The organism is Nocardia sp. CDC153 (assembly GCF_035818515.1).
Taxonomy (GTDB): Bacteria; Actinomycetota; Actinomycetes; order Mycobacteriales; family Mycobacteriaceae; genus Nocardia.
On the sequence record NZ_JAYKYU010000001.1, the window covers coordinates 84,309 to 103,697 of the forward strand.

Below are 19,389 nucleotides of genomic sequence, written 5' to 3' on the forward strand. Positions count from 1 at the left end.
CTCAGGGCAGGGGCGCGACCGCGGACCACGGGACGGTCAGGAGGTTGTCGCGGAGGCGGCGGCGATACGGGCGGAGCGGAAAGCCCTGTTGGCGTAGGAGTTCCGCCGCGTGCCGCCAGCGCACGCGCGGGCCGTACGGGGCCAGCGGCGCGGCGACGGCCCAGGCGCGGTCGGCGGCCGTCAGCAGGGTGTGAATGGGTTCGCCCGGAACATTGCGGTGGATGAGGGCCTTGGGGAGACGTTCGGCTATGTCGGAAGGGGTTTCGACGGTGAAGGGGTCCCAGGCCAGGGTGAGCGACAGCGGTGCGGTGCGGTCCAGGAGGATCCAGGCGCAGCGGCGGCCCAGCTCGTCGCAGGTGCCGTCGAGGAGCAGGCCGTCGGGAGCCAAACCGGACTGGATGGTCGACCAGGCTTCGGGGACCGCCGCTTCCGGGTACTGGCGCAGCACATTGAAGGCGCGAACCAGGGTGGGGCGCAGGCCCGCCAGCTCGAACCCGCCGCGGGCGAAGACCACGCCATCGCGGGCCGGGACGACGCGCTCCGGATCGATCTCCAGCCCGACCACGCGCAGATCCGGTCGGACGGTGCGCAGCCGGGCCGCCATTTCCAGCGTGGTGACCGGGCTGGCCCCGTAACCGAGATCCACCACGAGCGGATCGGAAGCGTCCAGCAACCGCTGGGCGACCAAGGGGTCGTGCGCGAGCCACCGGTCGCTGCGGCGCAGTCTGTTGATCCCGGTGGTGCCGCGGGTGATCGTCCCGATCGGCTTGTTCAGCCGACGGGGTAGTGCTGATCCAGCCAGTTCTTCGTCACCTCGGCCTCGATGCGGAACAGGTCGACCAGGTTCACCAGCATGAGCTGTTCGAGCCTGCGGCCGAAGAACGGCATGGCCACCTGCGCGTGCGAGGAGATGCGCAGGGTGCAGCCGATATCGGTGGGGAACAGGCGCATGGTGCCGCCCAGAGTGCCGGGGGCACTGGGGACTTCGGTGGTATACGCGCCGGTCACCTCGGGTCCGAAGGGGCCGTAGGTTTCCCGGCGGGTGATCACCATGTCCTTGTGCACGACCATCTGCGCCATATCGGGCAGGGTGTCGCGCGGGAGCACGTGCCGCAGTTCGACCGTGATGCCGTCCTCGTCGGAGTCCAGACTCACGATGTCGTTCGGGGAGTGCTTGCGCAGTTCCGCGATGCGCGCATCCCAGTGCTCGCGGTTCATCATCGCCGCGTACACCTCTTGCGTGGTGTGCAGCGGATACCGCGCGGAGTAGTCGAGTCGGCGGGCCACGATCGCTCAGGTTACTGCCGGGCGACCCCCGTCAGTGCGAACTCAGCCAATTGTCGGTGAACTCGGCCTCGCGTTCCAGCAGCGCGGTGAGGTGCTCCTGGATCGCGGCCTCGATCTTCTTGCCGAACAACGGGATCTTCACCTCGATGGACGCGTCCACCACGAAGGTGGACCCGGAGCCGTCGTCGGTGACGGTCAGCGTGCCGTTCACGTTCGCGGGCGCGCCGTCCACGTGCGCCTCGACGGTGCCGCCGCTGCCGTGCCAGGTCTCGGTGCGCGGAATGACCAGGCCCTCCGGCTTGATCGCGGTGATCTGGCTGGGGAGCTCTTCGGCCGGGATCGTCTGCACCATGTCGACGCGCACCTGGTCGCCGCTGATCGCGATGTTCTCGATGCGGGCGTTCGGACCGCCCACCGCCTCGATCCGGTCCTTCCAGTACTGCTCGTCGGCGAACGCCGCACGCACCGCGGCCATGGGATGGGTCGAGTGCGCGGTGAAGGCCAGAGGTGTCGCCATGGTCGGACACGCTACCGTCTGTGCCTGTGCGTACTTCTCGGGTGGTGTCGTTCGACGAGCTGCGGGACCGACTGACGGCGACCGGCGCGCGGCTGCGCGCGCGGGTGCCGCTGGCCGAGCTGACGACCCTGCGGGTCGGCGGCCCGGCCACGGTGGCCGAATGCGCGAGCACCGACGCGCTGGTGGCGACCGTGCGCGAACTGGACGCGGCCGGAATTCCGGTGCTGCTCATCGCCGGTGGCTCCAATCTGCTCATCGCCGATGACGGTTTCGACGGCGTGGTCGTGCGCATCGCGACCGCGGGCGTCGAGATCGGCGCGGACTCGGTGATCGCCGAGGCGGGCGCGAACTGGGACACCGTGGTGGCCGCGACCGTGGCGGCCGGGTTCGGCGGCCTCGAATGCCTGTCCGGCATTCCGGGTTCCGCGGGCGCCACGCCGGTGCAGAACGTCGGCGCGTACGGCGTCGAGGTGGCGGGTTTGCTGCGCCGGGTGCGGTTGCTGGACCGGGCGTCCGGCGAGATCCGCTGGGTCGAGCCCGGCGAGCTCGGATTCGGTTACCGCACTTCGGTTCTCAAGCACAGCGACGCGGCGGTGGTGCTGGCGGTCGAATTCGCGCTGCGCGCGGACGGTTCCAGCGCGCCGCTGGGCTATCGCGAGCTGGCGAACTCGCTCGGCGCGGCGGAGGGCGAGTCGCGTCCGGCCGCCGAGGTGCGCGCGGCGGTGCTGCGCTTGCGGGCGGGCAAGGGCATGGTGCTCGATCCGGACGATCACGACACCTGGAGCGCGGGCTCGTTTTTCACCAATCCGGTCGTTCCGGACGATGAGGTGCCGGCGGTGCGGGCGGCGATCGCGTCACATGTGGGCGCGGACGTGGCCGTGCCCACGTTCCCCGCCGCGGGCGGGGTAAAGTTCTCCGCGGGCTGGCTCATCGAACGCGCCGGTTTCGCCAAGGGCTTTCCGGGCGAGGGGTATCCAGCACGTTTGTCGACCAAACACACGCTGGCGCTGACCAATCGGGGTGCGGCCACCGCGACCGATCTGGTCACCCTCGCCCGCACGGTTCGCGACGGGGTTGCTGAACGCTTCGGGATTCGTCTCGAGCCCGAACCCGTGACCGTGGGTGTGAGCCTGTAGCGAGTGGCTTGGGCCACCATTTCAGCGTCCGGGATACACGGTTTGCGGGGGTAGGGTCGAGAAAGTGAGCAATCGAGGACTGTCCCGTCGTGCTGCCCTGCGGGCGGCACTCGTGGCATCGACGGCAGTGATCGCGGCGGCGTGTTCGTCATCCAAGAACGGTGGCGGCGGCTCTCCCAAGGCCGCCGAGCCGGTCGCGACCGTCAAGCTGGAGCCGGGCAACGGCAGCGAGAACGTCAACCCGACGGCGGCGGTGACGGTGACCGTCACCAATGGCCGCATCGACCAGTTGACCCTGACCAATGCCAATGGCAAGCAGGTAACCGGCACCTTCGACGCCACGCGCAGCAAATTCACAGTGAACGAAGCCCTCGGGTACGGCGTGACCTATACCTGGGCTGGCACCGCGATCGGCACCGACAACAAGCCGGTGGCCATCGACGGCAAGTTCACCACCGTCAGCCCCAAGTCGACCGCGCCCGCCACCATCAATATCGGTGACGGCCAGGAGGTCGGCATCGCCGCGCCGATCATGCTCCAGTTCAAGGGGCACATCGAGAACAAGGCGGCCGTCGAGAAGGCGCTCACCGTCACCGCGACCCCGGCCACCGAGGGCTCCTGGGCCTGGCTGCAGGACGACAACGGCGGCTCGCGCGTGCACTGGCGACCGCGCGAGTACTGGCAGCCCGGCACCACGGTGCACGTCGGCGCCAAGCTCTACGGCCTGGACATGGGCGGCGGCCTGTTCGGCGACTCCGACCTCACCTCCGATTTCAAGATCGGTCGGTCGCAGATCGTGCGCGGCTACGCGCCCAGCCACCGCGTCCAGGTGATTCGCGACGGCCAGACCGTCTTCGACTTCCCGTGCAGCTACGGCGAGGGCAACGAGGACCGCAATGTCACGCGGTCGGGCATTCACGTGGTGACCGAGAAGTACGAGGACTTCGTGATGTCCAACCCGCCGTTCTACACGAACGCGCGCGAGCGCTGGGCCGTCCGCATCTCGAACAATGGCGAATTCATCCACGCCAACCCCATGTCCGCTGGCGCCCAGGGCAATTCGAACGTCACCAACGGCTGCATCAACCTCAGCACCGCCGACGCCCAGGCGTACTTCCCGACCGCGCTCTACGGCGACCCGGTCGAGGTCACCGGCACCCGCATCCAGCTCTCCGCGGCCGACGGCGACATCTACGACTGGACCATCGACTGGGATACCTGGAAGAGCCTGTCGGCCTTGCAGGGTGAACCGAAGAACCAGATCTCGGCGACCCCGCTGCCGCCGCAGCCCGTCGGCGGCCGCTGAAACGTCGTGCCCGGCAGGTGAACCCGTGTTCACCTGCCGCTGCGGGCCCGCGAGCCTCAGTCGATCCACAGTCGGGTGTCGTGGGATTCGACCAGGGCGCGAACGTGATTCACGGCCTGGGCGGCCGGTTGTGCGGGTAGCCGCCGACCGTCCCGAAGTCGCACCGCCACCTCGCCGTTCGCGGTTTCGGCGGGTCCGAGAATGAACTGGTAAGGGACCAAGCGGTTTTCGCGGATGCGCGCGCCCAGGCTGCCCGACTCCGCGCCGAACACCTGTGTCCGCAGCCCGGCGGCCACACACCGGTCGACGAGGTCGGCAGCCGCGGCCTCCTCGGCCTCGGAGATCGGGAACACGGCGATCTGCAGCGGGGCCAACCACGCGGGGAACGCGCCGCCGTGCTGTTCGATCAGCTGCGCCACCGCCCGTTCGACGCTGCCGATAATGGCGCGGTGCACCATGACCGGGCGATGCTTGGCCGCGTCCGCGCCGATGTAGTGCAGATCGAACTGCTCGGGTTGGTGGAAGTCGATCTGCACGGTGGACAGGGTGGCCTCGCGGCCCGCGTGGTCGGTGACCTGGACGTCGATCTTCGGCCCGTAGAAGGCCGCCTCGCCCTCGGCCGACTCGTAGGGCAGCCCGGAGCGATCCAGCACCTCGGTCAGCAGTTTGGTCGATCGCTGCCACATCTCCGGTGCCGCAACGTATTTCCCGCCCGCGCCGGGCAGGGACAGGCGGTAGCGGCTCGCGGTGATGCCCATGGCGTGGTAGGCCGCGGTGATCAACTCCAGCGCCGCGGCGGCCTCGTCGGCCACCTGCTCCAGGGTGCAGAAAATGTGCGCGTCATTGAGCTGGATACAGCGCACCCGGGTCAAACCGCCCAGGACACCGGACAATTCGGAGCGGTACATGCCGCCCAACTCGGCCAGCCGCAGCGGCAGTTCGCGGTAGCTGTGCGAGCGGGAGCGGTAGATCAGCGCGTGATGCGGGCACAGGCTGGGGCGCAACACCACCTGTTCGCCGCCGAGATCCATCGGCGGGTACATGTCGTCGCTGTAATGCGCCCAGTGGCCCGAGATTTCGTACAGTTCGCGCTTGCCGAGCACCGGGGAGTACACGTGGCGATACCCGGCGCGACGCTCGACGGTGCGGATGTACTCCTCGAGACTGTGGCGGACGATCGCGCCATCGGGCAGCCAGTAGGGCAGGCCCGCGCCGATCAGCGGGTCGGTGTCGAAGAGTTCGAGTTCGCGGCCGAGTTTTCGATGGTCGTACATGTGGTCTCCTCCGGACGAGGGCGAATGACCACGCAAAGCAACAAGCCCCGGGCATTCGCCCGGGGCTTGGTCGAAACAGGGTTCAGCGCGCCGGGACGGTGTCCGGCGTCGTAGTCGACTGCGCGCGCTGCATGACCGGAGACGGTACCCCGGTGCTGCGCCGAACGACAACTGCGAGTTCGGCGCGCCACGGCTAGGGTCGTCGAATGACCACCGCGACACCACGATTCGGGCGGCCGCTGAGCCCGTCGGAGCGATGGTTCTGGATCATCGACACCCTGTCTCCGGCGCATTGCGTGGGGCGGGTACGCGTGCACGGGCCCGTCGCCGCCCAGCGTTGGGAAGCGGCGGCCGCCGCACTGCTCGCGGAGTACCCCTTGCTGCGGATGCGGGTGGTGGACCGAGCGGGGCGGGACCCGTGGCTGCGGCCGGACGCCGCGGCCTCGATTCCGGTGCGCCGGGTGGTGACCGAGAACGATGGGGCGTGGGTCGAGGAGATCGACGCCGAGTTGCGCACGCCGTTCGAAGTGCGGCAGGGCCTGGTCAGAATTGTCGATATCGCCGTAGGGGTGGGCACCGAAGGCGAGTTTCACGACATCGTTCTGACCGTCTCGCACATCGTTGTCGACGGGCGATCGCTGATGGCTCTGTTGCGGAAATTGGTCTTACACGCCAGCGGAAAAGGTGTTTCCCCGGTCGAGCGGAATTCGACGGCCCCGGTCGATGACTTGATTCCGACCGCGGCACGCGGGTTTTGGCGCTACGCGTACACGAATCTGTTCGATCAGGCGGCGGCCTTGCGGGCGCGTCCGGTGCGCTTGACCGGACCGGCGGCGGAATTGTCGGATCGCCGGACCAGAGTCGTCCATCGCGTCATTGACCGGGAAGCCTTGTCGGACTTGATTTCCGATTGCCGCCGCGCCGGGGTGACGGTGCACGGCGTGCTGGCGGCGGCGGTGGCCGCGGCGGTCGGCCGGGTAGCGGACGCGAGGGTGGGCGGCTACGCGGGAATCGGCTCGCCCGTGGATTTCCGCCATCTGCTGGAACCCGCGCCCGAGCCCGACGATCTGGGCGTCTATGCCCCGGTGCTGGTTGGTTTCGTGCCGTTCGGTCCGGATCTCTCGGTGTGGCGGGCCGCGTGCTCGGTGAAGCGGCAACTGGATCGAGGGGTGCGGGAGCGGCGGCATTTGTCGACGGTGGCGGGGATGCGGTTCGGGACGCCGAAGGACGCGCGAACCGGTCGGCGGTTGGCGGGCCTGGTGGATCGACGTGCGCCGTGGAATGTCTCGGTCACGAATATCGGGCGCGTCGAATTTCCGGCGCGGACGGGCGCACATCGTTTTTCGAATCTCACCTTGGCGGCGTCGAATTCGTGCGTCAGCGTCATGACGGTCGCGGTGGCGACCGCACACGACGAAATGCGGCTCGCCTTCTGCTATGTCGAACAGGTGGTGACCGAACGGCGGGCGCGGGAATTCGCCGATGCGGTGCTGGCCGCCCTGCTGGAGCGGCCGGAACCGTCAGCCGATTCGGCGCTCCAGCAGGGCGCGTAGGGCGGCCCGATCGGGCTTTCGGGTGCGGCCGCTCACGGGGATCTCCGCGACGGTCACGATATCGTCCGGCAATGCGGAAACATCGATGAGCGAGGGCAATTCGCGGCGCAGCCGGGCTTCGACATCGACGGCGTCCGGGTCCGCCACCACGGCCAGCACAATGCGTTCGTCGCCGATCTCGTCCGGAATACCGACCATGATGGCCTGCCGCACGCCCGCCACCGTGGCGATGGTCGGTTCGTACAGTCCCGGATAGATATTGGTCTTGCCCCGGATCATCATGTCCTTCTTGCGGCCCATGAGCACCAGGGTGTCGCCCTCGAAGCGGGCGAGGTCACCGGTCGCGATCTCCTTCAGGGCGGATTCGCCGAGGTAGCCGCGGCACAGGTTCGGTCCGGAGAGGATGAGTTCGCCGTCATCGGCGATGCGCGCGTCCACGCCGTCGACCGGCGGTCCGAGCGGATCGCCCGGCCCGCCGAAGTCCAGCTTGTCGGTGCCGGAAACAATGGCGACGGGCAGTATTTCGGTCATGCCGTAAATGGCGAGGAATTCGGTGTCCGGCAGCACCGCGCGGGCACGCCGCAACAGCGCAGGGGTCACCGGCGCGCCACCCAGCGAGATCTCCTCGAGGTTCGTCGGCGCGGGGACCCGCCCGGCCTCGATGGCGTCGAGGGCGGCCGCGAGATCGGCGGGCGTGAAGAACGCGTGCGTGGCGGTATCCAGGGTCCGCGCGAATCCGACCGGGTCGATATGGGTTTCGAAGCGCGGATACCGCGGCATGGACCAGCGCGCACCCTCCAATACCGCGGGTAGGCCCATCATCAACTGCTCGGTGTGCAGGTGCGAGCCGGGCATGAGCGTGGTGCACCCGGCCATGGCCGCCAGCCCGGCGCCCAGCGAACCCCGGGTGTGCACAACGGCTTTCGGCGCGGCGGTGGTGCCGGAGGTGAAGACGATCAGCGCCTCGGCCTCGGGATCCTCGACGGGCGTGTCGACGGTCGAGCCGCTGGCCGGACCCGACCAGCCGGGTTCGGACCCGATCAGCTGCCGTAGTGGAATCGACCCGCGCGGCGTCCCGGGTAGGCGCGGCCCGCAGTGAATGTGGCGCAGGGGTAGCTTCCCGAATTCGGGCAGCGACAGCCCGAGCCGACGCCCGTAGCGCCGCAAAGGTCCGCTCAGCAGGTACAGCAGCGATTCCGTTGCCGCCCAGGTCGGGCGCACCAATTCCAGTCGGCGCGCGAACAATTCGGGCCCGACCCCCGGATCGACGAACACGATGGTGCCGCCCGCCGTGACCGTCCCGAGAATCAGCACCACCGCGTCGACACACGGCCGAATCGAGAACAGCATGCGGTCGCCGGGCCGGAAGCCCTTGCTGTGCAGCCGCTTCACCACCAGCCGAATCCGGGCGTCCAGCTCGGCGAAGCTGAGCGGCGGTTCCCCGATCATGCCCAGGGCGGGCGCGTCGGGGGTGCGCAGCACCTGCTCACGCAACAGCGCGGTGAAATCCTCACCCGCCGAACCACTGTCGAAGCCAACGTCGTTCACCGGATGTCCACCAGCTCCGGTTTGTAACGGTGATCGGCGTACCAGGCCAGGGTCTTGCGCACACCCCAGGCTCGCACGCGCCGATTGGAGCCGTACACCCGCACGTCCCGGCGCAGCCCGTAGTCGGTGGTGAGCGTGCGGACCGCGTTGACCAGCGCCCGGTCCTCGTGCAGATCCTCGATGGCGGTGCGCGGGAAGCCGCCCGCGGCCTCGTAGAGCTCGGCGGTAATGGCCATATTGCAGCCGGGCGTCATGACATAGGGCCCCAGGTACCGCGGATCCCGATTGCCGGGCCGGAACTTCCCGAAGTACGACGCGACCTCGAGCGCCACCCGAATGACGGTGCGGTCCCGCAGATTCACGCCCTCGTCGGTGCGCGGCACGAGCTGCCCGCTGATCAGCCGCAGCCCCGAGTCGAAGGCGGCACGGATCCGCGCGGTCCAGTCCGGCGCGGGTAGGCAGTCGGCGTCGGTGCGGGCCAGCCACACCGCGCCCGCCGCGATGGCGTGCCGCATGCCGGTGTCGGCGGCCGCGCCGGTGCCCTTGCACGGCTCGGTGACGAGTTCGATCCGCATGCCCGGATGGGTTTCGGCGAAGTCGCGCACCACTTTCGCGGTGCCGTCGGTCGACGCGTTGTCCACCACCAGCAGCGTGAAGTCGCGGTCGCGCTGGGCGGCCAGGGCGGCGAGCGTGGCGGTGATGCCGTGCTCCTCGTTGTAGGCGGGCACGATCACCCAGAGTCCGTGCATCGTTCCTCCGGTGGATTTCGCGCCCGGGCTTACCGTTTCGGCAAGCGATAGGCGATGGCGGCGGCCGAGGGTCCGGCCCCGGCGGCCACGAACAAGGCTACGTCGGCCCGCTCGAGCTTGCCGCTGTCGCGGGCTGCCAGGAAGGCGACGGGCAGTGCCGAGGTGTGCGCGTCGCTCTCGGTGTCGTCGGCGCTGACGGCCTCGGGGTCGATGCCGAGCCGTCGGGCCAGCAGGTGCGGGAAGTCGGCGGTGGGCCGTCCGCACAGGAGCACGACGCGGTCGGCGGCGACGTCGGCCACCTCGAGGGCCTCGCTGGCCGCCGAAATCGCGTGGTGCAGTAGCTCTTCGAGGCTGGTGGTGCGGTTCACGGTGATCGAGGACCGACCGGTCGCTCCCATTTCCGATAAGCGCAGATAGCCCTCGGCGGCGGGCCGCCCGTCGGTGGCGCTGATGTGCAGGGCCCCGAAACCGGCTGGGCCGGGCGACTTTTCCAACAGCATGGCCGCACCGACCGGTTTGATCGGGAAGCCCGCCTGCGGCTCCGGCGATTTCGACGGATGCGCGTCACCGGACACCACCAGCACCCGGTGCACCGTCGGGGCCTCCAGCAGCGCCTGGCTGACCTGCACCGCGTTGAGAATCCCGCAGGCCCCGTTCATCAGATCGAACGACAGGCACGGCACATCGCCGCTGTGATACTCCAGCCCGATGCCCGCCTGCTGCTGAATCAGCGCGGACATGGCCGGTTCCACCATGTTCGAGTCGCGGTAGACCCCGGTATTGATGAGCGCGTCGATGCGCTCCGGCGTGGTACCGGCCTCCGCGATGGCGCGGCGCGCGGCGGCCGCCGCCTGTTCGATGGAACTGCCGCCGCCGATTTCGGTGGTTACGGAAGAAATTACGATTCCCATGCTGCATCACACCCGAAGATCGCCGAGCGTCACCGACAGAAACCCGGCCACGACACCGGAAGCCGCGGGCACCATCAGTACTTTCGCTCCGGACGCTATCCGTTGTTGTTTGAGCGCGTCGTGCAAAACAACGAAATGCGAGGTGGAAGCGGTGTTGCCGAAGCGGTCCAGGACCATGAGCGCGGGCGGCACCGCGGCGTCGAATTCCCGCTCGGCGATCTTGGCCACGAATTCCACTGCGGGGGCGCTGAATTGATGATGGATCACATGGTCGTAGCGCTCCGCGCCGAAACTGCCGCCGCGCTCGGCGAGGAAATCCCGCTGCCGCGTGGTCCACAGCAGATAGCGAGACTCGTTGTGCATGGCCCGATTATCGGTGTAGAGCGCGATGCCGGGGCCGCGATCACTGGGCATACCCAGGCAGAGCTGCGCGAACGAGGCACTGGTATTGAGTTCGATGTAGTCGATGCAATCCGCGTCCGTGCCTTCGCCATCGAGAATGACCGCCGCCGCGCCGTCGCCGACGGTCAGTGAGGCGAACTGCGGATCGTATTTCTGCGACATCTCACGCACCGCGGTATCGGAGATGGGCGTGATGTACTCCCCGGAAACCACCAGCCCGCGTTTCACCAGGCCCGCACGAATCATGCGATCCAGCACCAGAACTCCGCTCATCATGCCCGCGCAGGCATTGGAGACGTCGAAGTGGATGGCGCCGGCCGCGCCGAGTTCATTGCGCACCATGAGCGCGAACGAGGGCTCGAGACAGAATTCACCGTCGCGAATGCGGGTGATGGAGCAGGAAATGACGACATCCAGTTCGGCGGCGTCATAGGACGAATTGTCCAGTGCCGCACGCGCCGCCGCCAGGGCGAGGTCGAGCGAGTCCTCACCCTCGGCGCACACGCGGCGGTGCCGCACGCCGCTGATGCGCTCCAGGTCGAGGGGTGCTTCGACGGCCAATCGGGCCAGTAGTTCCGCGGTCGATACCTCGGTGTCGGGCAGATAGGACCCGATCGCCTCGATGCGTGATCTCACCATGTGTTCACTTCCAGCGTCCTCGGTTTCGAGGGACGCTAGCAGTGCCCGCATTTCGGTTTTGAAAAATCTTCGATTCAGATCATGTGAGCTGAACTACAGTGCGGCACAACGCATCAGGCGCGACGGGCTCAGTCGCGCCGCGCGAAGCGCCCCGACTCGGCCTGATCGCGCGGCTTGACCACGATGGTGTCCAGATTGACGTGCGGCGGCCGCGACGCCACGAAGCCCACGATCTCCGCGATGTCCTGGGCCACCAGCGGATCGATGCCCCGGTACACGCTGGCCGCGCGCTCGGCATCGCCGCCGAAACGCACCAGCGAGAATTCGGTCTCCACCGCGCCCGGCGCGATCTCGGTCAAACGCACCGGCTGCCCGAGCAATTCGCCGCGCAGCGTGCGGTGCAGCACCGCCTGCGCGTGCTTGGCCGAGGTGTAGCCGGAACCGTTGTCGTAGATGGAGAACGCCGCCACCGAGGTGATGGTGACGATCAGCCCGTCGCCCGAGGCGATCAGCTTGGGCAGCAACGCCTTCGTGAGGCGCAGCGTGCCCAGCACATTGGTCTCCCACATCCAGCGCCAGTCGTCCAGATCGGCCTCGAGCACCGGGGCCAGACCCTTCGCGCCGCCCGCGTTGTTGACCAGCACCTCGCAGTGCTCGACGGCCGCGGTGAAGGCGCGCACCGACTCCTCGTCGGTCACGTCCAGCGGCAGCGCGGTGCCGCCGATCTCCTCGGCCAGTTTCGCCAGCCGATCGACCCGCCGCGCGCCGACGTAGACGTGATACCCCTGCTTGGCGAGTTCGCGGGCGGTTGCCTCGCCGATACCCGAACTGGCTCCGGTCACCACAGCGCTACGAGTGCTCATGATCCTGAGCTTAGGCAGGGCGTGTCGGCGGCGCGTCGCGGGTGGTTAGCCTCACTCGTATGGCTATTCGGGATGTGGCAAGCGCGGACGGCACGACCATCGTCTACCGGGTGACCGGTCCGGAAGAGGCACGGCCGCTGGTGCTGTTGCACGGGTGGGCCGGGAACCTGCGCAACTGGGGTCGGGCGGCCGACCTGCTGGCCGAGCATTTCCGCGTCATCGCCGTCGACCTGCGCGGCCACGGTTACTCCGACGCCCCCGAGACCGGGTACGACGATCCGAAGAACTGGGCGGCCGATATCGCCGCGGTCCTCGCCGCCGAGCACATCACCTCCGGCGCGATCCTGCTCGGCTGGTCCTACGGCGGCATCGTGGTCTCGGACTACCTGACCGCCTACGGCACGGCCGCCGTCGCGGGCGTCGTCTATACCGGTTCACAGGCGAATATCGGCCGCGGCGTCGAGGGCGCGGCCAGCGGTCCGAACATGGGCAAGGCCATCCCCGACGTCTTCGACGAGAACGCGGGCAAGGCCACCCGCGGATTCGCCGCCTTCGGCAATGCCAATGTCGGCCCCGGCCGCGACAAGGGCGTGGACGCCCAGCGCCTGTTCGGCGGCAGCATCGCCACCCTGCCCCGGGTCCGCAAGGCGCTGTTCTACCGCACGGTCGACAACACCGAGACCCTGCGCGGCCTGGACGTGCCGGTTCTCGTCCTGCACGGCACCGACGACCCGGTGGTTCCGATCGAGAACGGCCGCTACATCGCCGAGCACGTCCCGAACGCGCGGACCTCGTACTGGGAGGGTTCGCTGCACGGCCTGTTCATCGAGGATCCCGAACGATTCGTGGCGGAGATCACTACTTTCTCCAGCGACCTGGGCTGATAGCGGATTTGCATTCACGCTGACGAAAATCCTTGTGAAGCAGGTCACTTGGGAAGGTAACCAGCGCATGGGGCGTTGAATCACCCGTGCACACTGAAGTGGTGAGTCAACGATCGGACGTACGGCCCCATCGGATTGCCGTGCTATCGGTCCATACCTCACCACTGGCCCAGCCGGGCACGGGCGACGCGGGCGGCATGAACGTCTACGTGCTGCAGACCGCCATCGAACTGGCCCGCCGCGGCACCCAGGTCGAGATCTTCACCCGGGCCACCTCCTCCAATGACGAACCCGTCGTCGAGGCCGCGCCGGGCGTGCTGGTGCGGCACGTGGTCGCCGGACCGTTCGAGGGCCTGGACAAGCACGATCTGCCCACGCAGCTGTGCCCCTTCGCCGCCGAGGTGCTGCGCACCGAGGCCCGGCATCCGGTCGGCCACTACGACCTCATTCACTCGCACTACTGGCTCTCCGGTCAGGTGGGCTGGCTGGCCCGGGATCGCTGGCGGGTGCCCATGGTCCACACCGCGCACACCCTGGCCGCGGTGAAGAACGCCTATCTGGCCGAGGGCGACTGTCCCGAGCCCGCGGTGCGCGAGATCGGTGAGAAGCAGATCGTGGCCGAGGCCGACCGGTTGGTCGCCAACACCGGCGAGGAAGCCCGCCAGCTCATCGAGCTCTACGGCGCGGACCCCGAACGCATCGACGTGGTGCTGCCGGGCGCGGACCTGAGCCGCTACCGCCCGGGCGACAAACTCGCCGCCCGCGCCGAATTCGGGTTGCCCGCCGACGAGCGGATCGTGGCCTTCGTCGGCCGCATCCAGCCCCTCAAGGCCCCCGACGTCCTCGTCCGCGCCGCCGCGCAACTGCTCGCCGACGAGGCCGCCCAGCCCGATCCGACCCGCCGCCCGCTGCGCGTGGTGATCGTCGGCGGACCCTCCGGCAGCGGGCTGGAGCGACCCAACGCGCTCATCGAACTGGCTGCGGCCCTTGGCATTTCGGACCGCGTCACCTTCCTCCCGCCGCAGCCGCCGGACCGGCTGGTGCGGGTCTATCGCGCCGCCGACGTGGTCGCGGTGCCCAGCTACAACGAATCCTTCGGGCTGGTCGCCATCGAGGCGCAGGCCAGCGGCACCCCGGTGCTGGCCGCCGACGTGGGCGGACTCGGCACGGCAGTGCGCGACGGCGTCTCGGGCCTGCTGGTGCCGGGCCACCGCACCCCGGACTGGGCCGCCGCCCTGCGCTGCATGCTCGACGATCCGGCCCGCCTGCGCGTCATGGGCGCGGCCGCGGTCGACCACGCCGCCAACTTCTCCTGGGCGCACACCGCCGACGGACTGCTCACCAGCTACTCGGCCGCCCTGTCCCAGGCGCGGGGCAGCCGGATTCGCAGCGGTAGCCTGCATACCGACAGCAATCACGCGAGATCGCTGGCGCTCTGGCGGCGTCGGACGGGAGCACTACGCAGATGAGTCAGGTCGACCGCGACGACGACTGGACCCCGCGCCCGCACGCGAGCACCGGCGGCCTGAACGACGAAACCGCCCGGGCCACCGCCGAACTCATCGCCGAGACGCTGCGCGACCGCGAGATCGAGCACAGCCGCGAGGCACCGGATCTGTTCGTGGTGGTGCTGCCCGGCGAGCGCAAGCTCAAGACCGTTATCGGCGTCAGCGTCGGCAAGCACGGCGTGCGCATGGAGTCCTTCGTCTGCCGCAAGCCCGACGAGAACTTCGAGGGCGTCTACAAATTCCTGCTGCGCCGCAATCGCCGCCTCTACGGCGTGGCCTACACCATCGACCGGGTCGGCGACATCTACCTGGTCGGCCGCATGTCCAACGAGCGCGTCAGCGCCGACGAACTCGACCGCTGGTTCGGCCAGATCCTCGAGGCCGTCGACGCCGACTTCAACACCCTGCTCGAACTCGGCTTCGCCGAATCCATTCGCAAGGAATGGAAATGGCGCGTCTCGCGCGGCGAATCCTTGAAGAATCTCCGCGCCTTCGAGCACCTCATCGACAGCGCTGACACAGTGCCTCGTACGTCGAACTGACAACTGATGCGGTGCGGACCGGGGTAACTTCTCGGGACGGCCACAATCGGTTCGGCTCATAACCGCTGGCACGCGTTTGCCAACCGTCGACGGCTCTGAATTGTGCGCTGCAGGCGCGGAGAGGCGGGATTGCATGACTGCGTTGGCACTCGACATCGGGGCCACGAAATTCGCGGCCGCCATGGTCGATTCGGCCGGGACGGTCGGTGCGGCCAAGCGCGTCGCGGTGCCGGAATCCGGGGTGTGGGACGCCTGTCGGGCCTTGCTCACCGAGGTGGCGGGCGACACCCGGGTCACCGCGGTGGGGATCGGATCGGCCGGGCCGGTCGACGTGACCGCCGGACTGTGCGGGCCGCTCAATATTCCGGAATGGGTCGACGGGTTCCCGATCGTGGACTCGGTGCGAAAACTGTTTCCCGAGGCCGAGATTCGCTTCGCCATCGACGGTGTGTGCCTGGTGCTGGCCGAACAGCGGCTGGGCGCGGCGCGCGGGGTGGACAATGTCCTCGCCCTGACCGTGTCCTCCGGAATCGGCGGCGGCATCATCTCCGACGGCCGGGTTGTCATGGGCCGCACCGGGAATGGTGGACACGTCGGCCATATCGTGGTGCCGGGGCAGGAAGAGCCCTGTGCCTGCGGCGGTTTCGGCTGCGTCGAGGCCGTGGCGAGTGGTAAATCCTCGGTGCGCTGGGCGCGGCGGCAGGGGTGGACGGGGACGACCGGGGTGGAACTCGCGGCCGCCGCGCATGCGGGGGAGCCGATCGCCGTGGCCGCGCTCGAGCGGGCGGGCACCGCGATCGGGACGGCCGTCGCCTCGGCGGCCGCCCTGCTCGACATCGATCTGGTGGCCATCGGCGGCGGGTTCGCCCAATCAGGGGAACCGCTCTGGGGCCCGTTGCGCGCCGCGGCCGCCGCGCACGCCAGGCTCTCCTTCCTGCGGGAATTGCGGGTGGTTCCGTCCGAACTGACCGATCAGGCCACCCTGCAGGGTGCGGCGCTGCTCGTGGCAGGATGACCACATGACGTACACCCTCGTGCTGCTGCGCCACGGCGAGAGCGAATGGAATGCCCTGAACCTGTTCACCGGTTGGGTGGACGTTCGACTGACCGACAAGGGTGTCGCCGAGGGCAAGCGTGCCGGTGAATTGCTGGCCGAGCACGGGATTCTCCCCGATATCGTCTACACCTCGCTGCTGCGCCGCGCCATCAGCACCGCCAACAATGCCCTCGACGCCTGCGACCGGCACTGGATTCCGGTGGTCCGCGACTGGCGTCTGAACGAGCGCCACTACGGCGCGCTGCAGGGCAAGAACAAGGCGGAGATCAAGGAGCAGTACGGCGACGACCAGTTCATGCTGTGGCGTCGCAGCTACGACACCCCGCCCCCGCCGATCGAGCTGGACAGCGAGTACTCGCAGGACGGCGACCCGCGCTACGCGGGCATCGAGGTGCCGCGCACCGAATGCCTCAAGGACGTCGTGGCCCGCATGGTCCCCTACTGGGAGGACACCATCGCGACCGATGTGCGCGCCGGTAAGACCGTTCTCGTTGCCGCGCACGGCAATTCGCTGCGCGCACTGGTGAAGCACCTGGAGAACATCTCCGACGAGGACATTGCCGGGCTGAACATTCCCACCGGCATTCCGCTCAAGTACGAGCTCGACGAGAACCTGCGCCCGATCGGCGCGGGCGTCTACCTCGATCCCGAGGCCGCCGCGGCCGGTGCCGCCGCCGTCGCCAACCAGGGCGGCAAGTAGAAATCCCAACTCTCGGGAACTCTCAGGGGTTTCACCCCTGAAACCCCGAAATAATGCCTCGCCCAATAAGATTGGGCGAGGCATTATTATGTTCGAGTGGCGGTGTGATGTGTATCTCACTACGCAGCCGTAGGGTATTTATCAACTCTCGCAATTGAATTTGCCGAAGCGTTGCCCATTTAAATGGGTATCTGTAACCGGAGTTTGCAACTTACTTCTGAGTAGATATGCTCTGGGCGTTCGACCATTTGCGAGAGGTAGATCACGTTCGATGAGGCACGCGCTACAGGCCACGGTGCTCGCCACCGCGGCCGCTCTGCTCCTTCCTTTGACCGGCGTCACAGCCGACGCCGACACCCCGACCGGACCCGACGGCGGCGCCGCCGGTGCCGCCTGGACCGCCACCGAGGATGGGCCGCAGCAGTATCCGAACGTGGCCATCGACTGGGACGTCCCGATCACCATGAGTGACGGCACGGTCCTCAAGGCCAACGTCTACCACCCGGCCGACGCCGCGGGCCGGCGCATCGACACCCCGACGCCGACCATCGTGAACATGACGCCCTACACCAAGCTGGTGTCGAACGTCGCCGACAGCGCCTTCTCGATTCCCGGTCTGGGCGACGCGCTGCTCAATGTCTTCCGCAACATCCACCTCGACGGCACCCCGATCACCGGCTTCGGTGAACTGCTGAACGCGGCGGGCAACGGCGAACTCCGCAACTTCTCCGTCGACCGCCAGCTCATCAAGTCCGGGTACACGCAGGTCGTCGTGGACGTGCGCGGCACCGGCTTCTCGCAGGGCGAGTGGGACATGCTGCGCGGCCGCGAGCAGCAGGACACCGTCGAGGTCATCGACTGGGCGTCGCGGCAGGGCTTCAGCAATGGCCGCGTCGGCATGAACGGCCTGTCCTACTCGGCCATCAACCAGGTGCAGGCCGCCGAGAAACAGCCGCCCGCGCTGAAGGCCATCTTCCCGATCGTGCCCGGCAGCGACCTCATCGACGACGTGCTCGCGCCCGGCGGCGGCTTCGGCTTCAACTTCATTCCGCTGTGGCTGAGCGCCATCAACGGCCTCAAGTGGGTGCCTGACCTGGCCTCGATCGCCAACGGCAGCTTCGATTTCAAGTGGCTGCAGGATCGCGCCAACGATCCCTTCGGCTACCTCGACGTGCTCATGTCGGCCTACACCAGCACCACCATGGAAGGCCTCGACCCGCGCGTCAAGGACATGCTCAACGGCCTCACCCAGGAGCGCCAGGACTGGCTCGGCGATCCGAGCAAGATCCAGATCCCGACCTTCGTCACCGGTGGCTGGCACGACCTGTTCACCTACTCGGAATCCAAGATCTACAACCAGATTCCGCTGCCGCCCGGCCAGAAGCAGCTGCTCATGGGCAACACCTACCACGTCACCTCGGGCGCGGACGTCAACCGCGTCGGCGCACCGCCGCGCCTGGACGTGCTGCAGCGCGCCTGGTTCGACAAGTGGCTCAAGGGCATCGACAACGGCATCGACGCCTACGGACCGGTGACGCTGAAGACGCAGGGCGGCGGCTGGAACACCCAGGGCGGATTCGGGCCCACCGCACCGGCTTCCGAGGCCGCGGACTACCGCCGCATGTACCTCTCGGCGCAGCCCTCCGGCACCGCGAACAGCGTCCACGACGGCTCGCTCACCGCGGCCGCTAATGGCGACACCGACCGGCTCACCATCGCGCCCGGCCTGTCCACCGTCTGCTCCAATGACGCCGCCCAGGCCACCGCGGGCATCCTGAACCTGGTCGACGCCTGCGCCAAGGACTCTCGCATCGCCGAGACCAACGCGCTCACCTTCACCAGCGCGCCGGTGGCCGAGGCCACCACCGTCTCGGGCCCGATCGCGGTGCACCTCAATACGATTCAGGACGCCGCCGACGGCTACTGGACCGTCACCGTCAACGATGTCGCCCCCGACGGCCAGTCCACGGTGCTGTCCTCCGGCTCGCTCATGGCCTCGCTGCGCCAGGTCGACGAGGCCAACAGCACTCGCTCGGCCAATGGCGACTACACCGACCCGCGCGCCTTCACCTCCCTGGACAAGCGCGAGGAGACCGTCCCCGGCGAGGCCACCACCCTGGACATCGCCCTCGGCGGTACCCAGGCCGTGCTGCAGCCGGGCCACCGCCTGCGCGTCGACGTCTTCGCCGGCAACTTCCCCAAGGGCCTGCCCATCCTGCCGATGCTCATCGACACCGGCCTGAAGCCCGAACACCTCCAACTCGACCCCGACCGCCCGAGCTTCGTGAATATCCCGGTCCGCGGCAACACCGGTTGGTGAATCCGCCTCGCCGGGAATGAATTCCCCGGGCGTGCACAACGGCGTGCACCCCGGGGTTTTCGCTATTCGGACCGCGCCCCGTCATTCCGGCGTGCTTGTGGCCGGAATCCACCAGCGGCGCGGAGATCCCGGCCAAAAACATGCCGGGATGACGAGGAAGGGCTCGTGCCGGGATGACGAGGAAGGGCTTCGT

Annotated in this window: 18 protein-coding genes; 9 read left to right on the plus strand and 9 right to left on the minus strand. The window is 68.3% G+C overall.

What is annotated here, in order from left to right:
* Position 1: 1 nt before the first annotated feature.
* From VMT65_RS00425 to VMT65_RS00435, 3 genes are read right to left on the minus strand one after another with little or no spacing between them, the layout of a single operon-like run.
* Positions 2 to 775: a class I SAM-dependent methyltransferase gene (locus VMT65_RS00425; protein ID WP_326307384.1), complete on the minus strand. Its 774-nt coding sequence runs from the start codon at positions 773 to 775 to the stop codon at positions 2 to 4.
* Complete coding sequence (locus tag VMT65_RS00430) at positions 772 to 1,287, minus strand: DUF2505 domain-containing protein (protein WP_326305869.1); 516 nt, start codon at positions 1,285 to 1,287, stop codon at positions 772 to 774. Before VMT65_RS00430 ends, VMT65_RS00425 begins: the two co-directional genes overlap by 4 nt.
* Positions 1,288 to 1,318: 31 nt before the next feature.
* A complete protein-coding gene (locus tag VMT65_RS00435; RefSeq protein WP_326305871.1) occupies positions 1,319 to 1,804 on the minus strand; it encodes a DUF2505 domain-containing protein in 486 nt (161 codons plus the stop codon).
* A gap of 59 nt (positions 1,805 to 1,863) precedes the next feature.
* Between VMT65_RS00435 and VMT65_RS00440 the strand changes: the two genes are divergently transcribed.
* A complete protein-coding gene (locus tag VMT65_RS00440) occupies positions 1,864 to 2,940 on the plus strand; it encodes a UDP-N-acetylmuramate dehydrogenase (RefSeq protein WP_442790189.1) in 1,077 nt (358 codons plus the stop codon).
* A gap of 64 nt (positions 2,941 to 3,004) precedes the next feature.
* A complete protein-coding gene (locus tag VMT65_RS00445) occupies positions 3,005 to 4,246 on the plus strand; it encodes a L,D-transpeptidase (protein ID WP_442790149.1) in 1,242 nt (413 codons plus the stop codon).
* 56 nt (positions 4,247 to 4,302) lie between these two features.
* Here the strand turns inward: VMT65_RS00445 and thrS are convergent, their stop codons facing one another.
* Positions 4,303 to 5,520, minus strand: coding sequence for a threonine--tRNA ligase (gene thrS, locus VMT65_RS00450; protein WP_326305872.1), 1,218 nt, complete (start codon positions 5,518 to 5,520; stop codon positions 4,303 to 4,305).
* A gap of 206 nt (positions 5,521 to 5,726) precedes the next feature.
* On the opposite strand from thrS, the gene VMT65_RS00455 reads away from it, so the two are divergent.
* On the plus strand, positions 5,727 to 7,073 hold the full coding sequence (locus VMT65_RS00455; RefSeq protein WP_326305874.1) for a phthiocerol/phthiodiolone dimycocerosyl transferase family protein: 1,347 nt from the start codon (positions 5,727 to 5,729) through the stop codon (positions 7,071 to 7,073).
* Here the strand turns inward: VMT65_RS00455 and VMT65_RS00460 are convergent.
* The 5 genes from VMT65_RS00460 to VMT65_RS00480 form a co-directional block, all read right to left on the minus strand.
* Positions 7,041 to 8,621 (minus strand): class I adenylate-forming enzyme family protein, encoded by a 1,581-nt coding sequence (locus VMT65_RS00460; RefSeq protein WP_326305876.1) that lies wholly within the window; start codon positions 8,619 to 8,621, stop codon positions 7,041 to 7,043. The genes VMT65_RS00455 and VMT65_RS00460 overlap by 33 nt on opposite strands.
* Positions 8,618 to 9,370, minus strand: coding sequence for a glycosyltransferase family 2 protein (locus VMT65_RS00465; RefSeq protein WP_326305878.1), 753 nt, complete (start codon positions 9,368 to 9,370; stop codon positions 8,618 to 8,620). Before VMT65_RS00465 ends, VMT65_RS00460 begins: the two co-directional genes overlap by 4 nt.
* Positions 9,371 to 9,399: 29 nt before the next feature.
* Positions 9,400 to 10,281 (minus strand): 3-oxoacyl-[acyl-carrier-protein] synthase III C-terminal domain-containing protein, encoded by an 882-nt coding sequence (locus VMT65_RS00470; RefSeq protein WP_326305880.1) that lies wholly within the window; start codon positions 10,279 to 10,281, stop codon positions 9,400 to 9,402.
* A 6-nt stretch (positions 10,282 to 10,287) separates the two neighbouring features.
* Complete coding sequence (locus VMT65_RS00475; RefSeq protein WP_326305882.1) at positions 10,288 to 11,322, minus strand: 3-oxoacyl-ACP synthase III family protein; 1,035 nt, start codon at positions 11,320 to 11,322, stop codon at positions 10,288 to 10,290.
* Between the two features lie 128 nt (positions 11,323 to 11,450).
* Positions 11,451 to 12,185 (minus strand): SDR family NAD(P)-dependent oxidoreductase, encoded by a 735-nt coding sequence (locus VMT65_RS00480; protein WP_326305884.1) that lies wholly within the window; start codon positions 12,183 to 12,185, stop codon positions 11,451 to 11,453.
* A 59-nt stretch (positions 12,186 to 12,244) separates the two neighbouring features.
* On the opposite strand from VMT65_RS00480, the gene VMT65_RS00485 reads away from it, so the two are divergent.
* From VMT65_RS00485 to VMT65_RS00510, 6 genes are all read left to right on the plus strand, one after another.
* Entirely contained in the window at positions 12,245 to 13,069 is an 825-nt protein-coding gene (locus VMT65_RS00485; protein ID WP_326305886.1) for an alpha/beta fold hydrolase, read from the plus strand.
* A gap of 98 nt (positions 13,070 to 13,167) precedes the next feature.
* Positions 13,168 to 14,538: a D-inositol-3-phosphate glycosyltransferase gene (mshA, locus tag VMT65_RS00490; RefSeq protein ID WP_326305888.1), complete on the plus strand. Its 1,371-nt coding sequence runs from the start codon at positions 13,168 to 13,170 to the stop codon at positions 14,536 to 14,538.
* Complete coding sequence (locus VMT65_RS00495; RefSeq protein WP_326305890.1) at positions 14,535 to 15,119, plus strand: YbjN domain-containing protein; 585 nt, start codon at positions 14,535 to 14,537, stop codon at positions 15,117 to 15,119. The genes mshA and VMT65_RS00495 overlap by 4 nt, the downstream gene beginning before the upstream one ends.
* 133 nt (positions 15,120 to 15,252) lie before the next feature.
* Positions 15,253 to 16,134, plus strand: a complete 882-nt coding sequence (locus tag VMT65_RS00500) for an ROK family protein (RefSeq protein WP_326305892.1) — start codon at positions 15,253 to 15,255, stop codon at positions 16,132 to 16,134.
* A gap of 4 nt (positions 16,135 to 16,138) precedes the next feature.
* The gene (locus tag VMT65_RS00505) at positions 16,139 to 16,876 is read left to right on the plus strand and encodes a phosphoglyceromutase (RefSeq protein ID WP_326305894.1); all 738 of its coding nucleotides are present in this window, start codon (positions 16,139 to 16,141) and stop codon (positions 16,874 to 16,876) included.
* Between the two features lie 271 nt (positions 16,877 to 17,147).
* The gene (locus VMT65_RS00510) at positions 17,148 to 19,196 is read left to right on the plus strand and encodes a CocE/NonD family hydrolase (RefSeq protein ID WP_326305896.1); all 2,049 of its coding nucleotides are present in this window, start codon (positions 17,148 to 17,150) and stop codon (positions 19,194 to 19,196) included.
* Positions 19,197 to 19,389 lie beyond the last annotated feature (193 nt).